Origin of the sequence: Xanthomonas sp. LF02-5 (genome assembly GCF_034105325.1) — a bacterium.
In the GTDB taxonomy this organism is placed as follows: Bacteria; Pseudomonadota; Gammaproteobacteria; order Xanthomonadales; family Xanthomonadaceae; genus Xanthomonas_A; species Xanthomonas_A sontii.
The window spans coordinates 207,197-233,188 of the sequence record NZ_JAXGGF010000001.1 but is presented as its reverse complement, the minus strand read 5'-3'; the positions used below and the strand labels follow the sequence as shown (position 1 = coordinate 233,188).

Genomic DNA, 25,992 nt, shown 5'->3' with positions numbered 1-25,992 from the left:
CTCTTCAAGGGTTCTGACCTGAGGGGTTGTTCTGGCGCTGTTGCTGCAATTGCCGACGGCGCGCTTCGATCCGCTCGCGGATGGCCTGCAACTGCTCCGACGACGGAGCCGGCGACGACGGCTGAGGGGCGCTCGGGGTCGGTGCCTGGTTCGGCACCGGGTTGGGGGTGGACTGGTTCGGCGGGCGCGGCGCGTTGGCGTTGGACTGGCCATTGGGCGCGGACGCCGGCGGCGGCATCTGCCCCTGCGCGGCACGCCCGGCCTGGCCGAGCACGGTCGGCGGCTGCCCACCCTTGCCGTCGAACACCTTCAATTCCAGGGTCTGGGTGCCGCCGCTGCCGCTGACCGTGGCCTGACGCGGCGCCAGCGACAGCAGCCGCCAGCCCTGCACGGCGTCGCCGCCTTCCTTCAGGCGCAGCGATTCGCCCTGCTCGGTGGTCAGCGTCGCCATCTTGAAGCGGTCGGTGAGCAGCACGCCGGTCAGGCGCACGTTGGGCGCGGCGGCCTGGCCGTTGTCGGCGCTGAGGAAGAACGGATGCGGACGGCGATCCTCGGCGAACACCGGGCGCGCGGCGATCTCGCCGTACTGCGAGAAATCGCCCAGGCGCTGTGTGGTGGCCGCGGGCAAGCCTGGCAGCCGCTGCAGCATCGACGGATCGTCGGGCAGCGGCGCCACGCGTTCGCCGAGCCCACCCAGGCCCAACGCCCAGATCAGCAGCCCCCACAGCGCCAGCGTGCCCAGCCACACGGTACGCAGGCCCATCGCTTCAATTCGCATGGCGGCCCTCCACCTGTTGCGGCAGGTCCGCCGGCGCGGCATTCGCGGCGCCGGGCGCACCCGGAGGGTTGGTCGCGCTGGGGGTGGCCGGCGGCGGCGACGGCACGGCGGCCGGCTCGGTCGGACCAGCGCCGGCGGAACCGCCGGCGTTCATCACCGGCGTGGCCGCGGCGGGGGCCGCTGCTGCCGACGGGTCCGGTGTGGCGGACGCCGCTGGCGGCGCCGGCATCGCGTTCGGGCGCAGGTAGCCGGCCAGTTCGAAGGCCACGTCCAGGCCGTTGCCGCTCTCGCCCGGCGAGAGCTGGTAGCGCTGCGCCATCACGTTGAGGTTGTCGATGAACAGCGCCGGCGTGCCGCTTTCCAGCGCATGCAGTACCGCCGCCAGCTCCGGCGTGCCGCAGCGCAGACGCACCTGCACCGCGACGCGGGTGAAGCGATCGCTGCGGTTGTCGGCGGCCAGCGGCGAGCGGTTGCTGATCGCGCAACTGCGGTTGCCGGGACTGGCCGTGGCCACCGCGCTTTCCAGGCGCTGCACCAGGCCGGCCGAGGCCAGTTCGGCCGACGTCTCGCGCAGGAAGCCCGGGCGCGTGGTCAGTTCGCGCTGCGCCTGCTGCAGCCGTTGCGCCACCTGCGGCGCCTGCTGCAACTGCATGCGCACGCGCAGTTCGCGCTGCTGCAGTTCCTGGATCTGCGCATCGACCTCGCGCATCGGCACGGTCCACCACGGATGCACCAGCACCAGGTAGCCCAGCGCCAGCGCCGCCAGCAGCAGGCCCAGCGCCAGCCAGCGGTCGCGCTTATCGACCTGCACCGGCATCGGCGGCCTCCTTGCGCTTGGTCCCGGCCAGCTCGGCGGTGAGGGTGAAGCGGTCGCGGTGGCTGCCCGGATCGGCCTGCAGCACGCCGGTCAGCGAGGGCGTGCGCCACAGCGGCGAGCCTTCCAGGCGCCCGACCAGCGACGAGGCTTCGCTGCTGAGGCCGATCAACTGCAACTGGTTGCCTTCGATCGAGAACTTCTCCAGATAGGTGCCCTCCGGCAGGCGCTTGCTCAATTCGTTCCAGACCTCCACCGAGGCCGGGCGCTCGGCACGCAACTGGTCGAAGAACGCGGCGCCTTCGACCAGATCGACCAGCTGCTGGCGCTGCGCGGCGACTGCGCGCGCGCGCTGCGCACCGCTGTCCACCTGGGTGCGCAGGTGCTCCAGCGCATCGCGGCGGTTGTCCAGCAGTTGCCAGCCGGCCGCGCACAGCGCCAGCAGCGCGGTGGCGGCAAGGATCGCGTTCCAGCGCCGCATCGGGTCGGCGCGACGGTGGCGCTGTTCCTGCGGCAGCAGATTCACTCCCAGCGGCGCGCCATCGCTGCCGGCGACGTCGATGCCGGCCAGGGTCGGGCGCAGCGCGCCGGCGCTGGCCTGCAGGTCGTCCAGCACGCGGCGCGGGGCCACCACCAGTTCGGCGTCGAGCTGGGCGTCGTCGCGGCGACCGTCGGCGCGCACGTCGTAGATCACCTGGTCGGCCTGGAACGGGGTCTGCCGGTCGATCTCGAACTTCACCACCTCGCGCAGGTGCTCGGCGGCCGCCGCCGGCAGGCGCAGATGGCGTTGCAACGCCGCCTCGGCCGGCAACAGCCACACCCGCGGCAGCGCCGCCAGGCGCGGCCCCAGCAGCGCCTCCAGTTCGTCGGGCAGCAGCGGCCACGGCAGCGCCAGCGGCGCGCCCAGTTCGGACTCGACCTGCCGCGCCAGCATCAGTTGCTCGCCCTCGCGCCACAGCAGCAGCCGCGCCTGCGACCAGCCCAGCTGCAGTTGCCAGCGCGGCGGCAGCCACGCCATCAGCGAGCGCTGCCACCAGGCCAGCAGCCCGCCCGCACCGGGGGCGATGCGTACGCCAAGTTTGTCCATCGTGTCGCGCCACGCCGTCATCGCACCGTCGTTCCTTCTTCCCAACGCAACACAGTGTAGGCGGAGCCCGGCAGCGCCGACGAGCCTGGGCGCACCACCGCGCGCAACACGCCCTCGCGGCCATTGCCCAGCCGCGCCCGGCTTTCGATGCTGTAGGTGCCGCCACCGCCCATGCCGACCATGCCGAGCTGGGTCTGGTCGGTGCGTTCGCGCTGCGCCAGCACCTGCTGCGCGTCCAGGCCCAACGCGGTCAGCACCGGCCCCGGCGCGAAGTCCGGCGTCGGCCGCGACACCCCACCGTACAGGGTCAGGTTGGGCAGCAGCTTGGCGTACAGCTCCGGGTCCATGCCCAGCACCAGCTGCAGTTCGGCCAGGCTTTCGAACGGCGCATCCTTGGCGCCGTAGGGCAGGCCGGCGGCGGCGTAGTCCGGATCCTCGGCGCCGTTGGGCTGGGTCAGGTTGTCGGGATCGCGCCAGTCCACGATCGCCGCGGCGATGCGCTCGGCGCGCTGCGGATCCTCGCCGACCGCGCGCACCAGCGCCGCCAGCAGTTGCGCATCGGCCATGTTCAGATCGACCTTGCCGCTTTCATCGGTGACCCGCAGGTCGACCGTGGCGCCCTCGTACTGCCAGCGGTAGCGCCGGCCGTCGGCACGCCAGCCCGGCTGCGTGGGGGTGCCGGCGAGACGGGTCAGCGCGTATTCCAGGCCGGCGCGGGCGCGTTCCTGCGCCTCGGCGCCGTCGCCGAGCACCTTGCCCTGCAGGTTCTCGGTGCGCGCGGTCAGCGCGAAGGCGCCGATCAGCGCGGTCAGCAGCGCGATCAGCCACAGCACCAGCACCAGCGCCGCGCCGCGGTGGCGATGCGTCGCGCTCATTGCCGCATCTCCGCGCCACCGGCCTGGCGCAGCGCCACCACCAGCGGCGGCCACGCCGTGCCGTCGCCGCTGCGCAACTCGATCGAGACCAGCAGCGGCAGCGTGTCGGTGCGCTCCCAGCGCTCCTGCCAGGGGCCGATGGTGCCGCGCTCCGGGTCCAGGCCGCGGTAGCGGAAGCGCACCTCGCGCAGGTCGCGCGCCAGCGGCTCGGGCGGGCGCGGCGGGGTCTCGGCGAGTTGCTTGCCGGCCTGCACCTGCACCAGCGCGATCGCCAGTTGCCGGTGGTCGCCCTCGCCGCTGACGCGCAGGTCGTGCAGGTAGGGGCCGCCGCGGCCGAGGTACTCGGGCAGATCGGCCACGAACTGCATGCGCAGCGGTTCGCCGACGAAACGCACCGGCTGCAGCGTGTGCGTGTCGATGTCCAGCGGCAGCGATTGCGCGCCGCTCAGGCGCCGGCGCAGGAAGCCCTCGACCGCGCGCATGCGTTCGCTGCGTCCGGCGATCGCCTCGCCGCGGCCGCTGATCGCCATCGCCGAGCGCAGCGTGGCGAAGGCCAGGGTCAGGCCGCCGACCAGCAGCACCGTGGCCAGCAGCACCTCGATCAGGGTGAAGCCGCGCGCGGCGGCGCGCGGCGGCGCGCGCGTGGTCATTGCGGCACCCCGTTGCCTTGCGGGGCGACCAGGCGCAGGGTCTTCCACTGCAGCGCCTGCGCCGGCGCATCGCCCCAGCGCACCTGCAGGGTCAATTGCAGCAAGGTCGGCGCGCCGGGCGTCACCGCGGCATCGGGCGGCCGCCGCGGGTCGGCGTAGGGCGCCACGTCCAGGGTCCAGCGGTAGCGACCCTGATCCAGCGTGCCCTGGCTGCGCCCCGGCTGCAGCGGCTGCTCCACGCCCTGCGCCGCCAGCAGCGACTGCGCGTACAGGGTGGCGCGGCTCAACTGGTCGGCACGCTGCACCTGGCGTGCGGCGCCGGACAGCGAGCCCAGCAGCAGGGTCAGCGCCAGCGCCAGCAGCGCGAACGCCACGATCACCTCGATCAGGGTGTAGCCGCGCTGGCGGTTCATGGGCCCGCCTGGTCCGGTGCGCGCCCGACCGTGACCTCGCCGGTCAGCCAGGTCACGTCGACGCGCCAGCGCGCCTGGCGCGCCTGCAGGTCGATGCGCCCGCCGGTGGAGGCGCCGTCCTCGAAGAACTGGATCGCGCCCTCGCCGTCGCGGCGCTGCGCCTGACGCGCACCGGTGAAGCGGATCGTCAGCGACGGCGGGATCTCGCCGTGGCGGCCGTTGGGCGCCTGCCAGCGATGCGCCTGCGGATCGATCAGGAACCGCTGCGGCTGGCCGCTGGCGATCGCCTGGGCGCGGGTGTAGCGCAGTTGCGAGGCGATCTCCTTGGCCGCCGAGCGCAGGCGCATGCCGTCGATGCCGCCGGTCAGCACCGAGGCCGCCAGCAGCGCGGCGATCGCGATCAGGCCCACCACCAGCAGCATCTCCAGCAGCGACACGCCGCGCATGCGCGCACGCGCAGCCGGCGCGCACGCCGGCACGCCGAAGCGCAGCGCGCCGGCAGGGGCCCGGATCACGGCGTCGGATCACTCGTACTTGATGTCGGCGTCGTAACTGCTGCCGCCGGGCTGGCCGTCCTTGCCCAGGCTGATCAGGTCGAACGGCCGGCCTTCGCCGGGCACCTTGTATTCGATCGGGTGGCCCCAGGGGTCGTTCAGTTCGGCCGGCTTGGCGTACGGACCGAGCCAGCCGCTGACGCCGCCCGGCGCGGTGACCAGGTCGTCGAGCTTGGACGGCAGCTTGCCGGTGTCGAGCTGGTAGTTGTCGACCTTGCCGGCCAGGGTCTGGATCTGCGACTTGGCCAGGTTGGCCTTGCCGCGGTCGGCGCCGCCGAGCACGCGGCTGCCGACCAGGGTCAGCACCGCGCCGATCAGCACGATGACGATGATGATTTCCAGCAGGCTCATGCCCGCCTGGCGTGCGGCGGACGGGGAACGGGTCAGGGAGCGGCGAAGAGTGCGCATTGCATCGGATCCTTGCGGTGGAAGACCTATGTAGCCGAACACAGTGACGATGGCAGCCGGCGGCGGCCGGCGGTACAGCGGCGCGTCACGCACGCCGTCACGCCGGGCGGTGGAGGATCCGCGCCGCGCGCACGCACGGCCACGGCCGGCGCGCGCGGCGCCGCTGGCAATGGGACAGGGGCGGCGGCGGAAGGTTCCCGGCCGGGACCGCCCGGCGTCACACTCCGTGGCAGTCGCCCGAAGCCCGGACGGGGCCGGGCGTTCGGCGCCACATGCGCCATGGCGCGCCGCGCGGACGCAGCAGGCAAGGCCGCTGCCGTCCATGGCGTCGCATTACCGGCTCCGGAGAGACCGGCCCGGCCATCCATGGCCGGGCGTTCGGCCATGCGCGAACCTGCGGTTCGCAAGCGCATGGCCTCACCCAATCGCATTGGTGAGGTCGTAGAGGGGGACGAGGACGGAGATGATCACCAGGCCGACCACCGAGGCCAGGACCAGGGTGATCGCCGGCACCATCGCCGCCAGCAGGCGGTCGATGGCCTGCGCGGTCTCCTGCTCGAAGGTGTCGGCGGTCTTCAGCAGCATGATGTCGAGCGCGCCCGATTCCTCGCCGACCTGGATCATCTGCAGCGCCAGGCGCGGGAAGCGCTTGCCCTTGGACAGCGATGCCGACAGGCCGTGGCCGTTCTTGACGTCGTCGGCGGCGGCGCCGACGTCGGCGGTCAGCGCCAGGTTCGACAGCACGTTGCGGGAGATGCCCAGCGCCGCCAGCAGCGGCACACCGTTGCGCAGCAGGGTGCCGAGGGTACGGGTCAGGCGCGCGGTCTCCAGCCGCGAAATCAGCACGCCGACGAAACGCTGGCGCAGCAGCCAGGCGTCGAAGCTGGCACGGAACGCGGGGTCGCGGCGCTTGCGATCCACCGCCAGCACGGTTACCCCGGGCACCACCAGCAGCACGATCCACCAGTCGCGCACGAACAGGCCCACGCTCAGCACCGCCTGGGTGAACCACGGCAGGGCCACGTCCAGGCTCTCGTACATCTGTGCGAACTGCGGCACCACGTAGCCGAGCAGGAACAGCAGCGCGCAGCCGACCACGCTGACCAGGATCGCCGGATAGATCAGCGCGTTGATCACCCGCCCGCGCAGTTCGCGGCTGCGCTCCAGGTACTCGGCCAGGCGCTGCAGGGTGTCGTGCAGGCTGCCGCCGGCCTCGCCGGCGCGCACCATGTTGATGTACAGGCGCGAGAACAGCCCGTGCTGGCGCTCCAGCGCGGTGGACAGCGGCGCGCCGCCGCGTACCGCGTCGCGGATGTCGCCGACGGTGCGCTTGGAACGCTCGTCCTCGGGCAGTTCGAGCAGGATCGACAGCGCGCGATCCAGCGGCTGGCCGGCGCCGAGCAGGGTCGCCAGCTGCTGGGTGAACTGCACCAGCGCCGCGCCGTCGAACGGCTTGGGCCGGAACAACCCGCGCAGCGAGGTGCCGCCGCCTTCGGCGGCGAGCCGGGCCTGCATCGGCATATGCCCCTGCTCCTGCAGGCGCAGCGCCACCTCCGCCTCGCTGGCGGCTTCCATCTGCCCTTCCAGGACCTCGCCATGCGAGTCCAGGGCCTTGTAGCGATAGAGCGGCATCAGGACTGGAGCTGGGACTGGAGAATGGGGAATCGGGAATGGGAGAGCGCATCGCGCGCGGCCCGTGCCTTTTCGAACACGGAATGCCCGCGCCTGGCGAAGCAACAGGCTGCCATCGCCGGAGCGCACGCCGCGCGCATCAGGTTTCCTCCGTCACGCGCAGCACTTCCTCGATCGTGGTCTGGCCGCTGAGCGCCTTGGCCAGGCCGTCCTCGTACATGGTGCGCATGCCGGCCTCACGCGCCAGTTGCTCGATCTCGCCCATGCCGGCGTGGCGCATCACCGCACGGCGCAGCACGTCGTTCATCACCAGGAATTCCATGATGGTGGTACGACCGACATAGCCGGTCGGCGCGATCGCCGAGGGCCGCGGGCGGTACAGGAAGATCTCGCCTTCCGGCTGCAGCCGGCGCAGTTCGAACTTCTCGATCTCCTCCGGCGAGGCCGCATAGCGCTCGGCATGGGTCGGCTCCAGCCGCCGCACCAGGCGCTGGGCGAGGATGCCGTTGATGGTGGAGGTCAGCAGGTAGTCCTCCACACCCATGTCGAGCAGGCGGGTGATACCGCCGGCGGCGTTATTGGTATGCAGGGTCGACAGCACCAGGTGGCCGGTCAGCGCGGACTGGATGGCGATGCGCGCCGTCTCCAGGTCACGCATTTCGCCGATCATGATGATGTCCGGGTCCTGGCGCACGATGCTGCGCAGCGCATGCGAGAAATCCAGGCCGATCTGCGGCTTGGCCTGGATCTGGTTGATGCCCTCGATCTGGTACTCGACCGGATCCTCGACGGTAATGATCTTGACGTCGGCGGTGTTGAGCTGGCTCAGCGCGGTGTACAGCGTGGTGGTCTTGCCCGAGCCGGTGGGGCCGGTGACCAGCAGGATGCCGTGCGGCTGCTCCAGCACCTTGCGGAACTGCGGCAGGAACGCGTCGGTGAAGCCGAGCCGGTGGAAGTCGAACACCACGGTCTCGCGGTCGAGCAGGCGCATCACCACGCTCTCGCCATGCGCGGTGGGCACGGTGCTCACGCGCAGGTCCAGTTCCTTGCCCTGCACCCGCAGCATGATGCGGCCGTCCTGCGGCAGGCGGCGCTCGGCGATGTTGAGCTTGGCCATGATCTTGACGCGGCTGATCACCGCCGCGGTCAGGTTGGCCGGCGGGCTCTCGCCGTCGATCAGCACGCCGTCGACGCGGTAGCGCACCTTCAGCCGGCTCTCGAACGGTTCGATGTGGATGTCCGAGGCGCGCAGTTCCACCGCGCGCTGGATCACCAGGTTGACCAGGCGGATCACCGGCGCCTCGGACGCCAGGTCGCGCAGGTGCTCGATGTCGTCGGCGGCGACGCTGTCGCCGTCGGCGGTTTCCACGATCGCGCCCATCGCGCTGCGGCCCTGGCCGAACCAGCGCTCGATCAGGTCGTCGATCTCCGAGCGCAGGCCGACCCGCGGCAGCACCTGCAGGCCGGTGGCCAGGCGCACTGCGTCGGCGGCATAGGCGTCGTGCGGATCGGCCGTCCACAGTTCCAGCACGCCGTCGCGCTCGCCGAGCGGACACACATGGAACTGCTTGAGGAAGCGCAGCGACAGTGGCTGCGCCTCGGGCAGGCTCTCCGGCGCGGTGGCCGGCAGCTGCTTGGCGTCGAGCAGGGGCAGGCCCAGGACTTCGGCGCTGAGCTCGGCATGGTCGCGCTCGGAGACCAGGCCCAGGCGCGCCAGCAGCGCCAGCAGGCTGCCGCCGGACTCGCGCTGCAATTGCCGCGCGCGCGCCAAGTCGCCGTCCTTGAGCCGGCCCTTGGCCAGCAACGCCGCGATGATGCGGGTTTCGGGCGTCTCCACGGCGACGGCAGTGTCCTTCACGAGCGCATTCACGCGATCCCTCCCAGATGACCGTGCGACTTTAGCAGTTCGGCATGACCCGACGCCGAATCCGGCGCACTCCCCCGCCGCTGTCTACCGGGCGGCCAACGGACCGGCACCGGCAGGCCCGCCACGGTCATCGGCCTGACATCCTGGCAGGACATGCTGGGCAGTTGCGTTGCGCGCTGCCGCGGTCGCGGAGTGGGCCGACACGGCGCTGCCCCAGATGCAGGAAACCCGGCCGGAGCCGGGTTTCCTGGAACCGCATGGCGCTTCCCTGCGCCGCGTACGCTTACTGGCGCGCGACCAGGCTGACGCCGTTGTAGGTGCTCTCGCCGACCAGCTTGATGTAGTAGGTGCCGGCCTGCGGCGCGGTGAAGCGCACCGTCTCGTTGTTGCCCGGACGGGTCGACTTGGCGTCGGCGTTGCCGGTGCCCGGCTCCTTGCCGAAGCTCACATACAGCGACACATTGCCGCTGCCGCCGTAGGTGAGGAAGCTCAGCACCGCACCGGCCTTGGCCTCGAAGCTGTACAGCGCCTCATTGCCCGCAGCACCGGCCAGGCCCGCCACCGCCACCTTGTTGGTCAGCGCGGTCGCCGGCGGCGCGCACTGCTCGGTGGCCGGATCGCACGGCTCTTCCAGCGCCTTGGCCAGGGCGGCCTTGGCGTCGACGATGCCGGTACCGATCGGGGTGCTGGACGGGATCGACACCGGGAACGGACGCGCGGTCTGCTTGAGCAGCGTCTCCAGCGCCGCCGGGGTCAGCGGCGCCTTGCCCGCGGCGATCAGCGCGCTCTGCACCAGCGCGGCCACCGCGGCCACGTGCGGCGAGGCCATCGAGGTGCCGCCCAGGCCCATGTAGGTGTAGTTGCCGGAGGTCGGCGTGGTCGCGCCGCTGTAGCCGTTCTGCCAGATGTAGCCGCCCGGGTTGCCGTCGACGCTGCCGCCGCCGCCCGGACCGGACAGGTCCACCTTGGCGCCGAAGTTGGAGTAGTAGGTGATGCCGCCGGTGATGCGGGTGGCGCCGACCGCGATCACGTTGTCGCAGCTGGCCGGGCTGAAGTTGGCGGCATTGGCGGTGTTGTTGCCGGCGGCCACCACTACCGTGGTGCCGCGCGACACCGCGCCGTTGATCGCGTCCTGGGTGGCGCTGTCGCAGGCACCGCCGCCGCCCAGGCTCATGTTGATGACCTCGGCCGGGTTCTGGTTGGCCGGCACGCCGGACACGGTGCCGCCCGAGGCCCAGACGATGGCGTCGGCGATGTCGGAGGTGTAGCCGCCGCACTTGCCGAGCACGCGCACCGGCAGCACGGTGGCGTTGGGCGCCACGCCGGCCATGCCGATGCCGTTGTTGGTCGCTTCGGCGACGGTGCCGGCGACATGGCTGCCGTGCCAGGAGCTGTCCTCGGCCACCGAACCGGCGTAGCACTCGTTGTCGTTCTCGACCCAGTCGCCGTAGTCCAGCGCGCCCGGCACGCGGGCGTCGGTCGGACGCCGCGAGACTTCCTTGTCGGAGATGAAGTCGTAGCCCTGCAGCAGGTTCACCGCCACGTCCGGGTGGTTCGGCAGGATGCCGGTATCGAGCACCGCGACGACGACACCGTCGCCCTTGGATACGTCCCACGCGGCCGGCAGGTTGATGCCGCCGGTGGCGTTGCTGTAGTGCCACTGATACTGCGCGTACAGCGGATCGTTGGGCACCAACTGCGGCTGCACCTGCGTCTTGGCCCGCAGCACCTCGACCGGGCGCAGCTTGGCGTCGACCTGCGCGTACTTCACCGCCGGGTCGGCGGCGATCTCGGCCACCACCTTGTCCAGGTCGGCCTTGCTCAGCTTGCCGGTCAGGCGAATCAGGTCCGCACCGATGCCGAGGGTGCGCACGTACTCGGCGCGCACGCTGGCCGCGGCCGCGCGCGAGATGCCGTTGCCGCCGCCGAGGCTGGCGCGGCCCACCGCCGACTGCACCGCCGACAGCTTGGCGCTGCGATCGCTGGCCGCGGCGCTACCGGCGTTGTAGCGCACCAGGATGCGGTTGGAGGTCACCGCATCGGCCGGCGCGGACCTGCCCGGTTCCTTGACCGGCAGCGGCGCCGAGGCGCTGGCCGCGATCGCGCTCGAGGCTCCCAGCGACATCGCCAGCATGGCGGCGGCGATGGCATTGATACGAAGGTTTTGCTTGTCGATCACGTTGACGTCCTCTTCAAAGTTTCGTGGATCAGGCGACAGTTGCGGCCGTAAAACTCCCTTTTTCCGAATCCGTTGGCCGGCCCAGCCAAGGTCCTGTGGTCTGCCCCCTCAGGCCATTGCGTGGCGGACGGCGGCACGCGCCGCCGTCCGCGATGGATCACCAGCCGAAACCGGCACCGATGCCGATGGAGCTGTCGTCGCTGCTGAAGGCACCGCCGATGGTCACCGTGGCGCGGTCGCTGAAGGCGCGCTGGTAGCCCACCGACAGCGCCGACTCGCCGTTCTGGAAGCCGATGCCGGCACCGACCCGGTTCTGGGTGCGGATGCCGGCGGCGCTGGTGGCCATGTTGAGCATGGCCGCGCTCATCGCGCCCTGGCGGTCGATGCGGCGGTCCTGGTCGCGCAACCGCGCATCGACGTCGCCGCGCAGCACCTCGAAGCTGTCGGCCATGGTGCCGAAGCGCGCATCGGTGTACGACTTGGCCGTAGCCACGCCGTTGTCGAGCTGGCTCTTGTTGACCGCATCGGTGGCCTGGGTGCCGGCGGCGACGTTGGCGAGCTGGCGCTCGTTGCCGGCGCTGCCGATGGAGACCGTCTGCGCGCGATCGGCCACCGCGCCCTGCCCCAATGCGACCGCACCCTGCGCCGTGGCGCTGGCGCCCTGGCCGATGGCGGTGCCCGAGGCCGCGCTGACGCTGGCGCCCTCGCCCATCGCCACCGCGTTGGTCGCCACCGCCGCGATGTGGCTGTTGGCGCCCACCGCGGTGCTACCGTCGGCATTGACCTTGGCGTTGCTGCCGATCGCGGTGTCGTTGGGGCCGTGCGCGTAGGCGCTGCCGCCGATCGCGGTGCCGGTGACGTCGTTGGCGCGCGCGGCGGTCCCCACCGCCGTGGCGCTGGAGGCGACCGCCGTGCTTTCGCCGACCTGCGCGGTGCCGATGCTGCCGGACACCGGCGTCGCCGCCGCCGCGGTTGCAGCGGTCGCGGCCGACGCCGCAGGCGCCGCTTCGGTGGCCTGCGCGGCCACCGCACTGGTGCCGACCATACGCGCGCTGCGTGCCGCAGTGCCGCTGCCGCCGGTGCGCGCATCCAGTTCGCTGACCTTGCCGTCCAGCGCCGCCAGCGCCGCACCGACGTTGTTGTAGCTGGCGCCCTGGATCACGTACGTGGGCGCCACGAACAGGCCCTGCGCGCCGAGTCCGGCGCCGCCGCCCAGGAACGTGGCCATATTGCTCAGCGACTGGTACAGCTGGCCGCCGTTGATCGCGTCGGTGCTGCCGGCGGCGACGCTGCCGGCGGTCAGGTTGACGATGCGCCGGGTCGCCGGGCCGCCACGGCCGTTGCCGCTGCCCAGCGACACGGTGTCGGCCTCGTACACCCGCGAGCCGGCGCCGAGCGCGACCGCGTTGTCCGCCGAGACGCCGGCATTGGCGCCGAGTGCGACGCCGTTGCTGCCGCTGTTGCGGACGAAGCTGTTGTAGCCCATCGCCACGCCGTTCTCGCCGATCGCGTTGGTCTGCAGGCCGATCGCGGTGCTGCGCGCACCGGTCGCCGAGCTGCCGGCACCGTTGGCCGTAGCACCGGCACCGGCCGCGACGCTGCCCACGCCCAGCGCGGAACTGCGCAGGCCGCTGGCGGTGGCGCCGGCACCGGCCGCGGTGCTGTCCACGCCGCTGGCGCTGGCCACTGCGGTACCGGAACTCTGGAAGCGCGCGCTGGTGTCGCCGGCCGCGGTGGCCACCGCGTCCAGCTGCGCCTTGTTCACCGCGTCGGTGGCGTTGACCGCCGCGCCGACGTTGGTGATGCGGCGCGTCGCCGGCGCGGTGACGCCGTTGCCGCCGCCCACCGACACCACGTTGGCTTCGCTGGTGCGCGCGCCCGAACCCAGAGCGACGCTGCCGGCGCCGCTGGCCGAGGCGTTGATGCCCAGCGCGGTGGCATTGGTGCCGCCGTAGGCGAAGGCATTCTGGCCGATCGCGGTACCACCCTGCGCGGTCGCCCAGGCGAACTGGCCGACCGAGGTGGTCTGCGCCGCGGTGGCCCAGGCCGAGGCACCGAGCGCGGTCGCATCCTCGCCGGTGGCGCGGGCGCTGTAGCCCAGCGCCGCGGCATAGGCGCCGGAGGCGGTGCTGCCCCAGCCCAGCGCCGAGGCGTAGTTGCCCGCCGCCGCCGCGCCGTAACCGAACGCGCTGGTGCGAGTGCCGCTGGCGGCGCTGAAGGCGCCAACCGCGGTGCTGTAGTCGCTACCGGCGTTGGCCTTGTAGCCGTCGGCCGTGGCCTGCAGGCCGCTGGCGACGGCACCGGCGCCACTGGCGCTGCTGAACGTGCCGCTGGCCTGCGCACCCGCGCCCAGCGCGGTGGCGCCGGCGGCGCTGGCGGTGGTGGTGCCGTCGAGCAGCACGTTGCCGGACGCGTCGGTGTAGTACAGCGAGCCGCCGATCGCGGTGCTGGATTCGCCGGTGGCGGTGGCGTTGTAGCCGGACGCGGTGGCGTAGCGGGCACCCGCCAACGCGCCGCTGCCGAAGGCCGAGGCACCGGTGCCGTAGGCGTTGCTGGCCTCGCCGGCGGCGGTAGCGTAATTGCCCTCCACGTAGCTGCCGACATCGTCGGCCGGATCGCTGCCGCCGCTGGCCTTGAACTGCTTGCCGGTGGCGTCGGCGGACTGCTTCACCTCGTTCAGTTGCGCGACGTTGACCGCATCGGTGGCCTCGGTACCGGCGGCGACGCTGGTGATCTGCCGCTCCTTGCCGGCGCTGCCCACCGAGACGGTGTTGTCGCGCGCCGCCTCGGAGTTCGCACCCAGGGCCACGCTGTTGACGCCGGATGCATAGGCGCCGTAGCCGAACGCACTGGCGCTGTCGGCGCTGGCGTAGCTGAGGCTGCCGAGCGCGCTGCTGAAGTCGGCGGTGGCACCGGCACCGGCACCGAACGCCGCGCTGTTGGCGCCCGAGGCCTCGGCCGGGATCAGGCCGAAGAACGAGGTGCCGCCGACCGCCACGCTCTCCTCGCCGGAGGCCACGCTGTACTCGCCCACCGCCACGCTGCCGCTGCCGGACGCGGTGGAGGAGACGCCGACCGCGGTGCCGTAGCTGCCGGAGGCCAGCGCGCCATAGCCCAGTGCCGAGGACAGGTAGCCGGTGGCCTCGCTGTAGCCGCCCAGTGCGGTGGCGCCGATGCCCGAGGCAGCGCTGCGGAAGCCGGTGGCCGTGGCCTGGTTGTCAGAGGCCACCGCTTCGTTGCCGGTGGCGGTGGCATAGGTGCCGCTGGCCTGCGCGCCGGCGCCGCTGGCGGTGGCGCCGATCTCGCTGGCCTGGGCGTTGCTGCCGATGGCGATGCTGTTCTCGCCCGACGCCTGGCTGGCGTTGCCCAGCGCGACCGCATCGACCCCGCTGGACACGGCGTTGAAGCCGATCGCGGTCGCCCCGGCGGCCACGGCATTGGCGCCGCCGCCGAGCGCGGTGGCACCGTCGCCGGTGGCGTTGGCCGCCTCGCCGGCCGCCAGCGCATTGTCGCCGTCGACCAGGGCGCCGGCATCGCTGTCGGCACTGCCGCTGGCCTGGAAATACTTGCTGGTGGCCGCCGCCGCCTGCTTCACCGCATCCAGCTGCGCGACATTGACCGCATCGGTGGCCTCGGTGCCGGCAGCGACGTTGGTGATCTGCCGCTCCTGCCCGGCGCTGCCCACCGACACGCTGTAGGCGCGGTCGGCGACCGCCCCGGCACCCAGCGCCACCGCATTGGCGGCGGTGGCCTCGCTGCCGGCACCGATGCTGATCGCGCTTTCCGCGTCGGCCACGGTGTTGGTGCCGATGGCGATGGTGTTGACCTGGTTGCCCAGCGCCTGGAAGCCCAGCGCCACGCTGTAGTTGCCGTAGCCGAACGCGCCGCGACCGACCGCGGTGGCGCTCAGCCCCGGCGCCCAGCTGTTGAAGCCGATCGAAGTGGCGCCGCTGCCGCTGGCCCACGCCCCGGCACCGAACGCCGAGGCATTGGTGCCCGTGGCCCAGGCCGAGGTTCCGAACGCCGACGCGCCATCGGCCGTCGCCCAGGCATAGGCGCCGACCGCACTGGCGTCCTCGCCGCTTGCCCAGGCGTTGTCGCCCTGCGCCAGGCTGTAGTTGCCGGTCGCACGGGCCTTGTAGCCGCCGGCGGTGCTGTGGTCGCCGGTGGCCTGCGCACCATAGCCGGTGGCGGTGGCGACGCTGCCGGTGGCCTGCGCGCCCGCGCCGAGCGCGGTGGCGTTCTCGCCGGCATTGGCGCCGACCAGCACCGGCTTGCCGTCGGCATCGACGATCGGCTGGTTGTACTGGTCGTAGGCCTGGCCGCGGCCGCCGATGGCGGTGCCGCCGGTGCCGCTGGCGCTGCTGCCGTTGCCCAGCGCCACCGCGTCATCGCCCATCGCCGCTGCGCCGCTGCCGAACGCCGCCGCACCGCTGCCATAGGCATTGGCCGCATCGCCGGCGGCCAGCGCGCCGGCGCCGTCGGCATAGGCGCCGACCGTGCCGCCGCCGCTGTGGGCGAAGAACTTGGAGGTGCTTTCGGCGGTGGCGCGCACCGCATCCAGCTGCGCGAGGTTGACCGCATCGGTGGACTGCGTGCCCGCGGCGACGTTGACGACCTGCCGCTCGCTGCCGGCATCGCCGACCGAGACCGTGTTGGCCCGGCGCGCCACCGCGTTGGCGCCCAGCGCCACGCTGTCGGCCGCAAACGCGGTGCTGTAGTAGCCGAGCGCGGTGCTGTTGGCGCCGCTGGCCCAGGACTGCGCGCCCAGCGCGCTGGCATGGTCGCCCGGTGCATAGGCGAAGTAGCCCAGCGCGGTGCTTTGCAGACCCGAGGCCTCGGTCATGCTGCCGCTGGCGGTGGATTCGTCGCCCGAGGCGATCGCGCCGGCGCCGAACGCGGCGGCATTGGCGCCGCTGGCCTGGGTCTGTACGAACAGGCCCAGCCCCGGAATCAGGTCGGCCGGACCGCCGACCGCGACGCTGCTGGTGCCGGTGGCCGCGCTCTGCGTGCCGACCGCCGTGGCGTAGTCGCCGGTGGCGTTGGCCACCGCGCCGAAGGCCGACGCCTGCGCACCGCCGGCGTAGGCCCCCACGCCCACCGCCGAGGCGGCGAAACCGCTGGCATCGGCGCTGGCGCCCAATGCGGTACCGCCGACCCCGGCGCTGGTGGCGCCGGTATCCACCGCCACGCCGCTCTTGGTGATCAGCGGCTCGCCGTTGGCGTCCACCGCCACCCCGCCGACCGCCACCGCCGCCGGCCCGGTGGCCTGCGCGTTGGTGCCGAAGGCGGCGCTGTTCTGCCCGGCGGCCACCGCGCCGCTGCCCACCGCGGTCGCCCCGCTGTTGAGCGCGTCGGCGCCGGCGCCAACTGCGGTGCTGCCGTTGCCGATGGCATTGGCGGCCTCGCCGGCGGCGAGCGCGTCGTCGCCTTCGACGTAGGCGCCGGCGTCGCTGTTGCCGGCGCTGGCCTGCAGGTACTTGCCGGCCTCCTGCAACTGCGCCACGTTGACCGCGTCGGTGGCTTCGGTGCCGGCGGCGACGCTGGTGATCTGCCGGGTCAGGCCGTTGCCGACATCGCCGACCGACACGCTGTTGTCGCGCGCGGCGTAGGAATGCGCGCCGAGCGCGACCGCATTGGTCGGCGCCTGGTTGCGCGCATCGTCCAGCCAGGTGCTGACCCGCGCGCCGTAGCCGATCGCGGTGGCATCGCTGCCGTTGGCCTGGCTGTCGGTGCCGAGCGCGGTGCCGTTGTTGTTGTAGATCGACGTCACCGCACGTGCGCCCAGCGCGACGCTGTCGGGATTCCAGGCGGTGGCCTTGTAGCCCAGCGCGATGCCGCTGTCGCCGGCGGCCAGCGCATAGCTGCCCAACGACACCGTGCGCGGCGCGAACGAACCGGCGCTGTGGCCGATGGCGACCGAATCGACGTTGCCCGGAAGGTTCGGGAACACGTTGGCGTTGTAGCCCAGCGCGATCGCGTAGTCGGACTGGCTCTGCGCGCCGGCGCCCAGGGCGATGCCGCCGACGCCGGTGGCGGCGGCGATGCCCACGCTGTTGCCGGCGCTGGCCGCGGCGGTGCTGACGCCGCCCACGGCGACGCTGTCGGTGCCGCTGGCCAGCGCGTTCATGCCCATCGCCACCGCACTGGTGGCGGTGGCGCGCGCGCCGATGCCCATCGCGGTGGCGTAGTCGCCTGCGGCGCGAGCGCTGTAGCCCACCGCCGTGCCCAGGTCGCCGGCCACTTCGGACAGGCCGCCGACCGCGGTGGCACCATCCTTGAAGGTCTGCGCGTGATAGCCCAGCGCGGTGCTCTGCACACCGCCGGCCGAGGTGCCGGTGCCGACCGCGGTGGTCAGCGGATCCAGCGCCTGCGCGCCGCCGCCGACCGCGGTGGCGGCCACGCCCAGGGCCTGGGTGGTCTGCTCGCGGCTGCCGACGATGAAGCCGTTCTCGTCGTACTCGTACACCGTCGCGGTGCTACCGATGGCCGTGGCCGAGGTGCCGACCGCCGTGGCATCGGTACCGACCGCACTGGCGTGGGCGCCGCTGGCGACCGCGCCGCTGCCCAGCGCCGAGGCGCCGAGGCCGGCGGCGGTGCTGGTGGACCCCACGGCGGTGGTGTAGTCGCCATCGGCCAGCGCATCGGCGCCGGCGGCGGTGGCCTGCTGGCCCTGCGCCAGCGCGGTGCCTTCGCCGCTGCCGGCGAACAGCCGCGCGGTGCCGTCGGCCACCTGCTTGACCGCGTCGAGCTGGTCCAGGTTCACCGCATCGGTGCCTTCGGTGCCGGCGGCGACGTTGGCGATCTGCCGCTCCTTGCCGGCGCTGCCCACCGAGACGGTGTCGGCGCGATCGGCGACCGATCCCTGGCCGAGCGCGACGCTGCCGCTGGCCGCGGCCTTGGCGCCATAGCCCAGCGCGGTGGAATCGTCGGCCTGCGCCCACGACGCGGCGCCGAACGCGGCGCTGGAGGCGCCGTCGGCCGAACTCAGCCAGCCGACCGAGGTGGAGAAGTCCCCATTGGCCCAGGCGCCGGCGCCGAACGCGCTGCCGCCTTCGCCCTGCGCCTCGGTGGTGAACAGGCCGAGCACGCTGCCGCCAACCGCGGTGCTGGACGCCCCGCTGGCCAGGCTCGAATAACCCAGCGCCACAGCATTGCCGCCGCTGGCGTTGGCGCCGTAGCCGACCGCGGAAGCGAAGTCGCCGCCGGCCTGGCTGAAGCCGCCGTTGGCGGTCGCGGCCAGCCCGGTGGCGGCAGCGGAGAAACCGGTGGCGGTGCTCTGCAGGCCGTCGGCGCGCGCCGCCGTGCCCAGTGCGGTGGAGAACGCGCCATTGGCCTGCGCGCCGGCGCCGAACGCGCTGGCGCCCTGCTCGGCCGCCGTGGTGGTGCCTTCCAGCAGCACCTCGCCGTTCTCGTCGACGATCGACAACGCGCCGCCGACTGCCGTTGCCGAGGCGCCGACGGCGGTGGCGTTGCTGCCGACCGCAGTGGCGTTGCCGCCGAGCGTGGTGGCGCCGCTGCCCAGTGCGCTGGCGCCGTTGCCGATGGCGTTGGCGCCTTCGCCGGCGGCGATCGCATTGGCGCCCTCGACGTAGGCGCCGGCATCGCTGGCGTCGCTGCCGCTGGACTGGAAATACTTGGCGGTGGTGTCGGCGGTCTGCCTGACCGCGTCGAGCTGGGCCACGTTGACCGCATCGGTGGCCTCGGTGCCGGCGGCCACGTGGGTGATCTGGCGCTCGCCGCCGGCCTTGCCGACCGAGACGCTGTCGTCGCGGTCGGCCACCGCGTCGGCGCCCAGCGCCACGCTGTTGCGGCCCTGCGCGACCGCGCTGTTGCCCAGCGCGGTGCTGTTGAAGCCGCTGGCGCTGGAGAAGCCGCCGACCGCGGTGGCGTAGTCGCCGGTCGCGTCGGCCGCCACGCCGACCGCGGCGCTGGCCGCGCCGGAGGCGATGCTCTCGGCGCCGAGCGCGGTCGCGCCGTCGCCACTGGCGGTGCTGTAGTAGCCGAGCGCGCTGGCCTCCACGCCGCTGGCGTCGCTGAGAGTGCCGCTGGCCACGCTGCCGTCGCCGCTGGCGTTGCTGGCCGCGCCGGTCGCGGTGCTCTGCGCGCCGCTGGCGTTGCTCTCGGCACCGACCGCGGTGGCGTAGTCGCCGCTGGCGTTGGCGTTGTCGCCGATCTGCACGGCCTGCGCCTGGGCGCTGCCGGGAAGGGCGCCGGCGCCCAGCGCCAGGGCGATCGCGCCGGCCAGGGCCAGGCCGTGTGCGCGTGCGGCACGGCGATCGCGGACGACCGCACCGCGGGCATCGCCGCTGGCCAGTTCCGACGCCACCACCCACATCCCCAACGCGTTGTTCCAGACCTTGCGATAAATCCGATTCATCGACGACTGCTCCTCAATTCGGCTGGTTTTTGGTCAAAAAGCCACCCTCGCCCGGCGTTCCGGCCGGCCGACCCCCTGTCGGTTTTTTGGTGCCGCACGTCCCTTGCCGGGACGCGAGAGGCTCACGCCTGTCGCTGCTCGGAGCTGTAGATGAACCGAGGTGGAATGCGGAACTGACCCGAGTGTTAACTCGGCCTCTCGAGTACGTCAAGTTTTTGACTTAATGCGACACGCGCCGTGACACAGACCGCGAATTCAGCCTGATTTCGTTAAATTTTCGATAAATATCAATGAAAACAACCAACTCGCGCCAATTTTTCGGCACGGACCTTGCCAGCGTTGACACACCGCGCTTCGGGCGATTTCGTTTCCTGTCAAGGACTTGACGCAGCCGGGTGGTAGAAGCGCAAAAGCGCGCCCAGGCATGCCGAGTGACGGCTCCAGACGGCTGCGCATGGCGCCGACTGCGCGAAATGGGGCGAGCGGTCGCGCGGCGGAGCGACCTTGTGCCGGACGACGGGCGGGTGCTGCCGGGCTGTCGCTACACGGCGAAGAGCACCACGCGCGGGAGGACGCACCATTCGCTTGCAAGCGGTGGCGGATGGCGCCAGGCACACGCACGCTGCAGCGATGACGGCACCGCGCAAGGCGCACCGCACCGCGATATCCCGCAGGAACGGCTTCAGCCGCGACCGCGCACGGTCAGCTCATGCAGGCGGGATGCGCCGAGGAAACGCACTCGACACACAGGAAATCGACGGCATCGGCCGTCAAACCGCCAGTTCGGCCGGCCTGGATGCGGTCCTGCGTCGGGACTGAAGTCCCTCCCACATGGGACACTGCGACGCGCGATTCGGCGCATGCGCCACGCCACCAATCCCGGCAGTGCATTCTGCATCCCACAGCGATGGCAGCGCGGCACAGACCCGAGCAACGCAGCCGGCAGCGCCGGCCCGAACATCGCGGCTACAGGCACTGCCGACGGCGCCCTGGCAAGGGCCAGCGCCAGCACGCGATCAGGTCGCCGAACACGTCACCGTCGGCAGCCCACCAGGCAAGCGCGTCGCCATCGCGGCGAGCGCGCCAGGGCGGGCTTCAGCCCACCCACACCCGCGCATTGCGGAACATGCGCAGCCACGGCGCCTCGTCCGGCCACTCGGCCGGATGCCAGCTGAGGTTGAGCGAGCGCAGGGTGCGTTCCGGGTGCGGCATCAGGATGGTCACCCGGCCGTCGTCGCTGGTCAGGCCGGTGATGCCGTCGGGCGAGCCGTTCGGGTTCAGCGGGTACTGCGTGGCGACGGCGCCATGGCCATCGACGAAGCGCAGCGCCACGCGCGCGGCGGCCTGGTCCACGGCAGTGTCGAACTCGGCGCGGCCTTCGCCGTGCGCCACCGCCACCGGGATCCGCGAGCCGGCCATGCCGCGCAGGAAGATCGACGGCGATTCCACCACTTCCAGCAGGCTGGTGCGCGCCTCGAACTGCTCGCTGCGGTTGCGCAGGAAGCGCGGCCAGTGCTCGGCACCGGGGATGATGTCCTTGAGCTGGCTGAGCATCTGGCAGCCGTTGCACACGCCCAGGGCGAAGGTATCCGGACGCGCGAAGAACGCGGCGAAGGCATCGCGCAGCGCCGGCCGCTCCAGGATCGAGGTGGCCCAGCCGCGGCCGGCGCCGAGCACGTCGCCGTAGCTGAAGCCGCCGCAGGCGGCCAGGCCGACGAAGTCGGCCAGGTCCACGCGGCCGGCGATGAGGTCGCTCATGTGCACGTCGAAAGCACGGAAGCCGGCGCGCTCGAACGCATTGGCCATCTCGATCTGGCCGTTGACGCCCTGCTCGCGCAGGATCGCCACCTTCGGCCGCTGGCCGCTGGCGACGAACGGCGCGGCGACGTCCTCGGCCGGGTCGAAGGCCAGTTTCGGCTTGAGCCCGGGCGCGGCGAAATCGCGCGCCAGCGCGCGCTCCTCGGCGGCGCTGTCGGGGTTGTCGCGCAGCGTCTGCATCGCGTTGGTCACCGACCACCAGGCATCGAACAACTCGTCCCAACGCCATTCGGCCAGGGTCTTGCCGCCCAGGCCCACGCGTACCGCCGCAGCGGTGCTGGGGCGGGCGATGCGCTGCGCACACTCGGTCAGCGCATGGCGCTCGACCAGGTCGGCGAACGCCGCGCGGTCTTCGCGCGCGACCTGCACCACCGCGCCCAGTTCCTCGTTGAACAGGCTGCGGAACGGATCGTCGCCCCAGGCATCGAGGGTGATGTCCAGGCCCTGCCGCGAGGCGAACGCCATTTCGCACAGCGCGGCGAACGCGCCGCCGTCGCTGCGGTCGTGATACGCCAACAGCAGGCCGGCCTCGCGCGCATCGCGGATCAGCTCGAAGAACGCGCGCAGCCGCTGCGGATCGTCCAGGTCCGGCACCGCCCCACCGAACGCCGGCAGCGCACCGTCGCCATGCACCTGCGCCAGCACCGAACCGCCCAGGCGCTGCTTGCCGCCGCCCAGCCCGATCAACCACAACTCGCTCTCGGCCTCGCGCGCCAGCAACGGCGTCAACTGCGCCCGCGCATCGGCGACCGGCGCGAAGGCGGAGACGATGAGGGAGACGGGCGAGACGCTTTTGTGCGTCTCGACGGGACTGGAGAATGGGGAATCGGGAATCGGAGAAGCAGCGGCATCGGTGGCGGACGCATCGCGCTTTTCGCCATTCCCGATTCCCGATTCCCGATTCACGGCGGTCACCGCCCACTGCGCCTGCATCGACAGCGAGTCCTTGCCCACCGGGATGCTCAGGTCCAGCTGCGGGCACAGTTCCATGCCCACCGCCTTGACCGCGGCGTACAGGCGCGCGTCCTCGCCGTCGTGGTTGGCCGCGGCCATCCAGTTGGCCGACAGCTTGACCTGGTCCAGCGCCTGCACCGGCGCCGCGCACAGGTTGGTGATCGCCTCGCCCACCGCCATCCGCGCCGCCGCGGCGGCGTCGAGCAGGGCCAGCGGGGTGCGCTCGCCGATCGCCATCGCCTCGCCGGCATGGGTATCGAAGCCGGCCAGGGTGATCGCGCAATCGGCCAGCGGCAACTGCCAGGGACCGATCATCTGCTCGCGCGCGGTCAGGCCACCGACGCTGCGGTCGCCGATGGTGACCAGGAAGCTCTTCGCCGCCACGGTCGGATGGGCCAGCACACGCAGCCCGGCCTCGCGCAGGTCCAGCGCCTCGGTGTCCAGCTCCGGCCAGCGCGGCGCCGGCGGCTGCCGGGTGTCGCGGTGCATCTTCGGCGGCTTGCCGAAGAGGACGTCCATGGGCAGATCGATCGGATGCTGGGAATGGGGAGTGGGGAATGGGGAATGGGCAACAGCGGAGTCTGCCTGCTTTTCACCATTCCCGATTCCCGATTCTCCATTCCCACCGCCGAGCACCCCGTACCCCACGACGAGCCGTTCCTCGGCGGTCGCCACGCCAACAGCGGCAAACGGGCAGCGCTCGCGCTCGCAGATCGCGGCGAATTCGGCCAGGCGCGCCTGCGGCACGCCGAGCACGTAGCGCTCCTGCGATTCGTTGCACCACAGCTGCATCGGCGACAGCGAGGGGTCGTCGCTGGGCACGCGGTCCAGGTCGATGAGGCCGCCTACGTTGGAATCGTGCAGCAGTTCGGGAATGGCGTTGGACAGGCCGCCGGCGCCGACGTCGTGGAACCAGCGGATCGGGTTGTCCGCACCCAGCGCCACGCAGCGGTCGATGACCTCCTGCACGCGCCGCTCCATCTCCGGGTTGTCGCGCTGCACGCTGGCGAAATCCAGGTCCTCGGCGCTGTCGCCGGAGGCCACCGAACTGGCCGCGCCGCCGCCCAGGCCGATCAGCATCGCCGGACCGCCGAGCACGATCACCGCGTCGCCGGGCTGCAGCGGGATCTTCTCCACCTGCACGCGATCGATCGCGCCCAGGCCGCCGGCCAGCATGATCGGCTTGTCGTAGGCGCGGGTCAGGTCCTGGGTCTCCGGCAGCTCGAAGCTGCGGAAATAGCCGAGCAGGTTGGGCCGGCCGAATTCGTTGTTGAACGCGGCGCCGCCGAGCGGGCCGTCCAGCATGATTTCCAGCGCCGGCGCCATGCGCGGGTTGAGCGGCCGCGCGCCCTCCCACGGCTGCGGCAGGCTGGGAATGCGCAGGTGCGAGACGCTGAAGCCGGTCAGGCCGGCCTTGGGCTTGCCGCCGCGGCCGGTGGCGCCCTCGTCGCGGATCTCGCCGCCTGCGCCGGTGGAGGCGCCCGGGAACGGCGCGATCGCGGTCGGGTGGTTGTGGGTCTCGACCTTGATGCAGAACGCCGACGGCGTCACCGCCTCGCTGCGGTACTCGCCGCTGGCCGGATCCGGGCGATAGCGCGCGGCCGGATGGCCTTCCACCACCGCCGCGTTGTCGCTGTACGCGCTGAGCGTGTGCTGCGGGGTCTGCTGGTGGGTGTGCTTGATCATCCGGAACAGCGAGCGGTCCTGCTCCTTGCCGTCGATGGTCCAGCTGGCGTTGAAGATCTTGTGCCGGCAGTGCTCGGAATTGGCCTGCGCGAACATCATCAGTTCCACGTCGGCCGGATCGCGGCCGAGTTCGCCGAAGCGCTGGCGCAGGTAATCGATCTCGTCCTGGGCCAGGGCCAGGCCCAGGCGCGCGTTGGCCGCTTCCAGCTGGTCCAGCGGGATGCGCTCGACCTCGCCGCGCGCCGGCGCCTGGAACAGCGCCTGCGCCTGCGCGGCATCGTCCAGCAGCGACTGCGTCATCGGATCGTGCAGCAGCTTGGCCAGCGCGGCCTGGTCGGCCGGCGCCTGCGGCCAGCCGGCCAGGTCCAGGCGGGTGCCGCGCTCGACCCGGCGGATCGCCAGCCCGGCGCCGAGGACAAGTTCGGTGGCCTTGCTCGACCACGGCGAGCGCGTGCCCAGCCGCGGCACCACGTAGCGCGAGCAGCTGCCCGCATCGGCCGGCACCGGCGCGTCCTGCGCCTGCAGGATGCGGCGGGCCGCGACCAGGTCCAGTTGCCCGGCGGCGTCGCCGTCGAGGAAGTACACGTGCCAGGCGCCGACGATGCGCACGCCGGGAACGAGGGACTGCAGGCGGGTTTCGAGCCGAGCGCGACGGAACGGCGAAAGGGCGGAAGCGCCCTCGAGGACGATCATGTCCGGGGAACCGTGTGAGGAAACGGGCTGGCTATTGTAAGCCGGGATTGGGGATTCGGGATTTGGGATTGGTAAAGGCGGTGTTCCGCGCACGGACGCTCAGCAGGCGCAACGCCATGAAGATGGCCTGCCCGTGGCGGGGTCGTGGGATCGGGCACGGCGCGGAAATGGCGCGTGCCGGGTGGGCCGCTCGCCATGAGGACGCGCTGACCGCGTCCTGATCGCAGTAGAAGTGGGAATCAGGAGCCCTAAACCGCACGCAGAGCGTCTGCTCAAAGGAATTCGCCGCAGCAGTGCTCCAGCGAATCCCCAATCCCGAATGCCGAATCCCAGCGCGCCAGCGCTCAGCGGCTTCCGCCCGCCTTGGTCGCTTCCGCCGCGCGCTTGTCCAGCGCCTCGCGCATCTTGGCCGGGGGCAGGTAGCCGCCGATCTGGGTGCCGTCCGGGGCGAAGATCGCCGGGGTGCCGTTGACGCCCAGGCGCTGGCCCAGGTTGTACTGCATGGTCACCGGGTTCTTGCAGTTGGTCGCGCTCGGCACCTTGCCGTTGGCCTTGGCGTCGGTCAGCGCCTGCTTCTTGTCGGCCGCGCACCACACCGCGACCATGTCCTTGTAGTCCTGGCTGCCCAGGCCCATGCGCGGATACGCCAGGTACTCCACGGCGATGCCCTGCTTGTTGAGCTCGCCGATCTCGCTGTGCAGCTTGCGGCAGTAGCCGCATTCGATATCGGTGAACACGCTGATGGTGTACTTGGGATTGGCCGGGGCGAACACGATGCGGTCGGCACGCGGCGCCGACTCCAGCAGCTTGCGGCGGTAGCTCAGCAGGCCTTCGCTGGAGGCGAACTGCTTTTCCTGGATGTCGAACGGCTGCGCCTGGAACAGGTAGCGGCCGTCGTCGGAGACGTACAGCACCTGCCCGCCGACCACCACTTCGCGGAAGCCGGGGAACGGCGCGGCGCCGATGTAGTCGGGCTTGAAGTTGGGATCGAGCTGCAGCAGCGCCGCGCGTACGCGCTGCTCGCCCGGTGCGCCGGCAGGAGCGGCGGCGGCCGGCTTGGCAGCGGCAGCGCCGCCGGTGGGCGAAGCCGGCTGCGCGCAGGCGGAAAGAGAGGTGGCGCACAGCAGCGCAAAAAGAGCAAAACGGAGCATTGGCTATCCATGAGGGCTGCGAACCGGCTGGATTGTCGCATACCCCCTTGTCC

General features: G+C 72.1%; 13 protein-coding genes and 1 pseudogene. All 14 read right to left on the bottom strand.

The annotated features are described in order from the left end of the window. Nucleotides 1-4 precede the first annotated feature (4 nt). Nucleotides 5-778 carry a type II secretion system protein XpsN gene (gene xpsN / locus SLW52_RS01035; RefSeq protein WP_026143492.1) on the bottom strand — a complete coding sequence of 258 codons (774 nt, stop codon included), beginning with the start codon at nucleotides 776-778 and terminating at the stop codon, nucleotides 5-7. Between the two features lie 172 nt (nucleotides 779-950). Then, nucleotides 951-1,595, bottom strand: a pseudogene (gspM, locus tag SLW52_RS01030) (type II secretion system protein GspM); the annotation flags it as partial. Continuing rightward, a complete protein-coding gene (locus SLW52_RS01025) occupies nucleotides 1,576-2,700 on the bottom strand; it encodes a PilN domain-containing protein (protein ID WP_152237094.1) in 1,125 nt (374 codons plus the stop codon). The gene SLW52_RS01025 and the pseudogene gspM, both read right to left, overlap by 20 nt. After that, entirely contained in the window at nucleotides 2,697-3,554 is an 858-nt protein-coding gene (locus tag SLW52_RS01020; RefSeq protein ID WP_017908494.1) for a type II secretion system protein GspK, read from the bottom strand. The genes SLW52_RS01025 and SLW52_RS01020 overlap by 4 nt, the downstream gene beginning before the upstream one ends. Then, on the bottom strand, nucleotides 3,551-4,204 hold the full coding sequence (locus tag SLW52_RS01015; RefSeq protein WP_295930696.1) for a type II secretion system protein J: 654 nt from the start codon (nucleotides 4,202-4,204) through the stop codon (nucleotides 3,551-3,553). The genes SLW52_RS01020 and SLW52_RS01015 overlap by 4 nt, the downstream gene beginning before the upstream one ends. Beyond that, a complete protein-coding gene (locus tag SLW52_RS01010) occupies nucleotides 4,201-4,617 on the bottom strand; it encodes a prepilin-type N-terminal cleavage/methylation domain-containing protein (RefSeq protein ID WP_017908496.1) in 417 nt (138 codons plus the stop codon). The genes SLW52_RS01015 and SLW52_RS01010 overlap by 4 nt, the downstream gene beginning before the upstream one ends. After that, a complete protein-coding gene (locus SLW52_RS01005) occupies nucleotides 4,614-5,063 on the bottom strand; it encodes a GspH/FimT family pseudopilin (protein ID WP_043082891.1) in 450 nt (149 codons plus the stop codon). The genes SLW52_RS01010 and SLW52_RS01005 overlap by 4 nt, the downstream gene beginning before the upstream one ends. A gap of 78 nt (nucleotides 5,064-5,141) precedes the next feature. Next, nucleotides 5,142-5,579 carry a type II secretion system major pseudopilin GspG gene (gene gspG / locus SLW52_RS01000; protein ID WP_026143220.1) on the bottom strand — a complete coding sequence of 146 codons (438 nt, stop codon included), beginning with the start codon at nucleotides 5,577-5,579 and terminating at the stop codon, nucleotides 5,142-5,144. Between the two features lie 417 nt (nucleotides 5,580-5,996). Beyond that, entirely contained in the window at nucleotides 5,997-7,211 is a 1,215-nt protein-coding gene (locus SLW52_RS00995; protein ID WP_152237093.1) for a type II secretion system F family protein, read from the bottom strand. 139 nt (nucleotides 7,212-7,350) lie between these two features. Beyond that, the gene (gene gspE / locus SLW52_RS00990; RefSeq protein ID WP_043093251.1) at nucleotides 7,351-9,081 is read right to left on the bottom strand and encodes a type II secretion system ATPase GspE; all 1,731 of its coding nucleotides are present in this window, start codon (nucleotides 9,079-9,081) and stop codon (nucleotides 7,351-7,353) included. 280 nt (nucleotides 9,082-9,361) lie between these two features. Next, on the bottom strand, nucleotides 9,362-11,257 hold the full coding sequence (locus SLW52_RS00985; RefSeq protein WP_320739636.1) for a S8 family peptidase: 1,896 nt from the start codon (nucleotides 11,255-11,257) through the stop codon (nucleotides 9,362-9,364). A 157-nt stretch (nucleotides 11,258-11,414) separates the two neighbouring features. Next, nucleotides 11,415-19,637 (bottom strand): ESPR-type extended signal peptide-containing protein, encoded by an 8,223-nt coding sequence (locus tag SLW52_RS00980; RefSeq protein WP_320739637.1) that lies wholly within the window; start codon nucleotides 19,635-19,637, stop codon nucleotides 11,415-11,417. 1,095 nt (nucleotides 19,638-20,732) lie between these two features. Next, nucleotides 20,733-24,788, bottom strand: coding sequence for a phosphoribosylformylglycinamidine synthase (gene purL, locus SLW52_RS00975; protein WP_320739638.1), 4,056 nt, complete (start codon nucleotides 24,786-24,788; stop codon nucleotides 20,733-20,735). A 344-nt stretch (nucleotides 24,789-25,132) separates the two neighbouring features. Beyond that, nucleotides 25,133-25,939, bottom strand: a complete 807-nt coding sequence (locus tag SLW52_RS00970) for a DsbC family protein (protein WP_148829808.1) — start codon at nucleotides 25,937-25,939, stop codon at nucleotides 25,133-25,135. Nucleotides 25,940-25,992: the final 53 nt, after the last annotated feature.

Excerpts from the sequence above, each read along its gene's own strand:
- xpsN (WP_026143492.1), bottom strand. The coding sequence starts at position 778 with ATGCGAATTGAAGCGATGGGCCTGCGTACCGTGTGGCTGGGCACGCTG.
- SLW52_RS01025 (WP_152237094.1), bottom strand. The coding sequence starts at position 2,700 with ATGACGGCGTGGCGCGACACGATGGACAAACTTGGCGTACGCATCGCC.
- SLW52_RS01020 (WP_017908494.1), bottom strand. The coding sequence starts at position 3,554 with ATGAGCGCGACGCATCGCCACCGCGGCGCGGCGCTGGTGCTGGTGCTG.
- SLW52_RS01015 (WP_295930696.1), bottom strand. The coding sequence starts at position 4,204 with ATGACCACGCGCGCGCCGCCGCGCGCCGCCGCGCGCGGCTTCACCCTG.
- SLW52_RS01010 (WP_017908496.1), bottom strand. The coding sequence starts at position 4,617 with ATGAACCGCCAGCGCGGCTACACCCTGATCGAGGTGATCGTGGCGTTC.
- SLW52_RS01005 (WP_043082891.1), bottom strand. The coding sequence starts at position 5,063 with ATGCGCGGCGTGTCGCTGCTGGAGATGCTGCTGGTGGTGGGCCTGATC.
- gspG (WP_026143220.1), bottom strand. The coding sequence starts at position 5,579 with ATGCGCACTCTTCGCCGCTCCCTGACCCGTTCCCCGTCCGCCGCACGC.
- SLW52_RS00995 (WP_152237093.1), bottom strand. The coding sequence starts at position 7,211 with ATGCCGCTCTATCGCTACAAGGCCCTGGACTCGCATGGCGAGGTCCTG.
- SLW52_RS00980 (WP_320739637.1), bottom strand. The coding sequence starts at position 19,637 with ATGAATCGGATTTATCGCAAGGTCTGGAACAACGCGTTGGGGATGTGG.
- purL (WP_320739638.1), bottom strand. The coding sequence starts at position 24,788 with ATGATCGTCCTCGAGGGCGCTTCCGCCCTTTCGCCGTTCCGTCGCGCT.
- SLW52_RS00970 (WP_148829808.1), bottom strand. The coding sequence starts at position 25,939 with ATGCTCCGTTTTGCTCTTTTTGCGCTGCTGTGCGCCACCTCTCTTTCC.